The organism is Helicobacter anseris, assembly GCF_003364335.1.
Taxonomy (GTDB): domain Bacteria; phylum Campylobacterota; class Campylobacteria; order Campylobacterales; family Helicobacteraceae; genus Helicobacter_H; species Helicobacter_H anseris.
This window is the reverse complement of the sequence record NZ_NXLX01000038.1, coordinates 1-2,642: the sequence shown is the minus strand read 5'-3', so window position 1 is coordinate 2,642 and position 2,642 is coordinate 1. Positions and strand designations below refer to the sequence as shown.

The following is a 2,642-nucleotide window of genomic DNA, read 5'->3' as shown; positions in this document are numbered from 1 at the left end:
CTTTTAAAAAAATTATTTATTAAAAATAAGGAGTTTATAATGAAAAGAAATATTTCACTACTACAGAGGGGGGGGGGGATACAAATAATTCTTTAAATGTCTCTTTCTCTTCAAGCAACAATTCAAAAAGATTCTTTAAACCTTTAGTTGCAAGTTCGTTAGCTTTATTTTTAAGTGCAAATATTGCAAGTGCTACTAGTTGTTCTACTTCTACAGGAGTGCCTTTTATCTGTGCTGATGCAACAGAAATTAATACCACTACCTCAAAGATCACTTGGCAGGGTGTAAATAGCGGAACTAGTGCGTATATTCCATCATTAAATAGCAGAACTAGTGCAATTGAAAAGCTTACCATCAACTTCGATGGTAGTAGTTCTACAACAACAAGTGGAGATTCTAATAGTTTTACTATCGCTGTAAATAGTTCGACATCTACACTTGAAATCAATGGTAATAGCAAAGGTATCCAAATGGGTGCCAATGGAACAGGAACATTAGTATTTCAAGGTCCTAGTGGAAAAACCTTTACTCTAGATTTAAGTAATACTACCTCAGGGGATTTTTCTTTTAAAGGAAACTTACAGCTTATAGGTGGTGGTGCAAATCTTACAGCAACTTTCAATAAAGACATGATAGGAAACATCGGTGCTCAGATAAACGGAAATTCTAATGCCGGAACACTTAAGGCAAATTTTAATAATGGTGCTAAACTCACTGGTAATATTCAGACAGGAATCAAAGACACTGTAGGTGGCAATGATTTTACTAAAAAAGAAGTGATTTTTGATGGAGCTGGCAATGCCACTGATATAGTAATGCAAGGAAATATTATTGCCTATGGAACTGGATACGGCGGTAATCTAAATAAAGAAAAAGGAAACCATGTAACTTTCACAAAGGGTTCAATGCAAGGAAATATAGAAGCAAGAATAGATGGAGCTGCTAGACAAGGATATAATAAAATCACTCTTGGGCAACAAGATTCCAAAATTACTGGAAACATACTAGCAGCAGGTGGAACAAATGAAGCAATCTTTAGCAATGGTGGCGTAATAGAGGGTGTAATTCATGATGATCAAGGTGCCAACACAAGTTCTAAAAATATCATAAATTTCAATGGAAATGGTAACGCTTCTATAAAATCTAGCGATAACAATACCACAACCGCAGTTATAAAAATTTCCATAGGAACAAATACGATTACCTTTAATAATACTGGTGAACAAAATATAATTGGAACAATCCAATCTAATTCAAGTAGTTATAGTTATACCGCAGGCTCAAATACCATTTCTTTTTCTAGTGGTTCAAGTGCAAAAATCAGTGGTAATGTTTATTCTTCTAATGGAAAAAATACGATTACTTTTTCTAGTAATGCAAAAAATGCAAAAAATGAAATTGATGGTATGGTTGATGCTCATGGAGGAAATAATGATATATTTTTTGGAACTCGTCCAACAGATAGTAATAATGCAATTACAGCAAGTGGAAATGCAACTTCAAAGATTACCCATGGTATTTATGCTAGAGATGGTAGTGCTACGATTGTATTTGCAACAAATGGTGATGCTACGATTGGAAAGATTAACACAGCTACTGGGAGTATTTCGGGTAGTGAAAATGACGCATTAAGAATTATGGATGGGGGTGCCAGCAGTAATATATCTGTTAGTTTTTATGGTAATGCAAATAATATTATCGATGGAAATATTAGAACAAGTATTAATGCAGCTAAGGGAATAAAAACAACAAATATTAATTTCTTTGCAGGAACAAATAAAATTAGTGGAAATATTATTGTAAGTGGATATGGAGATGCTCATGCAACAAACACCATCAATTTTATGGAGACATCAATATCAAACGAAATTCTTGGAAATATCCAAGCTAATGGTAGTGGAACCAATAAAATAACATTTAATAATTCTGCCACCACAAACTCCATAGTTGGCAATATCTCCGCATCCTCTGGAACAAATACTATCACTTTTGGAGAAGATACTTCTTCTGGTGGAACTCCTAAAGGTAAAGCAAGCTCTGTTGCAAATACTATTACTGGAAATATCTCAGCAAATAGTGGAACTAATGAAATAACACTCTATACTGCAGATTCTACTCTTGCTATCAATGGTAGTATTACTAACAATGCTGGAACAAATACTATCAAAGCAGAAAATGGAAGTATTACTATTAAAAAAGCAGAAGATAGTGAAAATAATATTTCTATCAAAGCAGAAGGTGGTTGGAATGCTACTAATACGATTATTGCAAAAACTCTTGATATTGATGTAGATATGATATTAGCAGGAAATCATTATAATGGAGATCAAGGTAGAAAAAATATTATTACAGCAACCGAAAGTGGAATAATAAAAGCCAATAGCATTGTTGCCAATAATGATGGAATTAATATCAATCAAATTACTTTGGGTAATAATAGTCAAATTATTGCTAAGGAAATTAGCGCACAAGGCAAGGGAACTAACAACATCACACTAGGAAATAATACATCTAGTAAAGTAAGCATTACAGGAGATATTAGCGCTTCTGGTGGAACAAATAATATTAAACTCTCTCAAGCTGCCCCTACATTTTTCAATATTCCTTTAGATAGTAGTAATACAGGTAGCAATGTTTCTGAT

At 33.4% G+C, this 2,642-nt stretch carries 1 protein-coding gene; it reads left to right on the top strand.

The window, feature by feature from the left end:
• Positions 1–218: 218 nt before the first annotated feature.
• A partial coding sequence (locus CQA57_RS08070) for a beta strand repeat-containing protein (RefSeq protein ID WP_147288376.1) occupies positions 219–2,642 on the top strand: 2,424 nt, incomplete at its 3' end.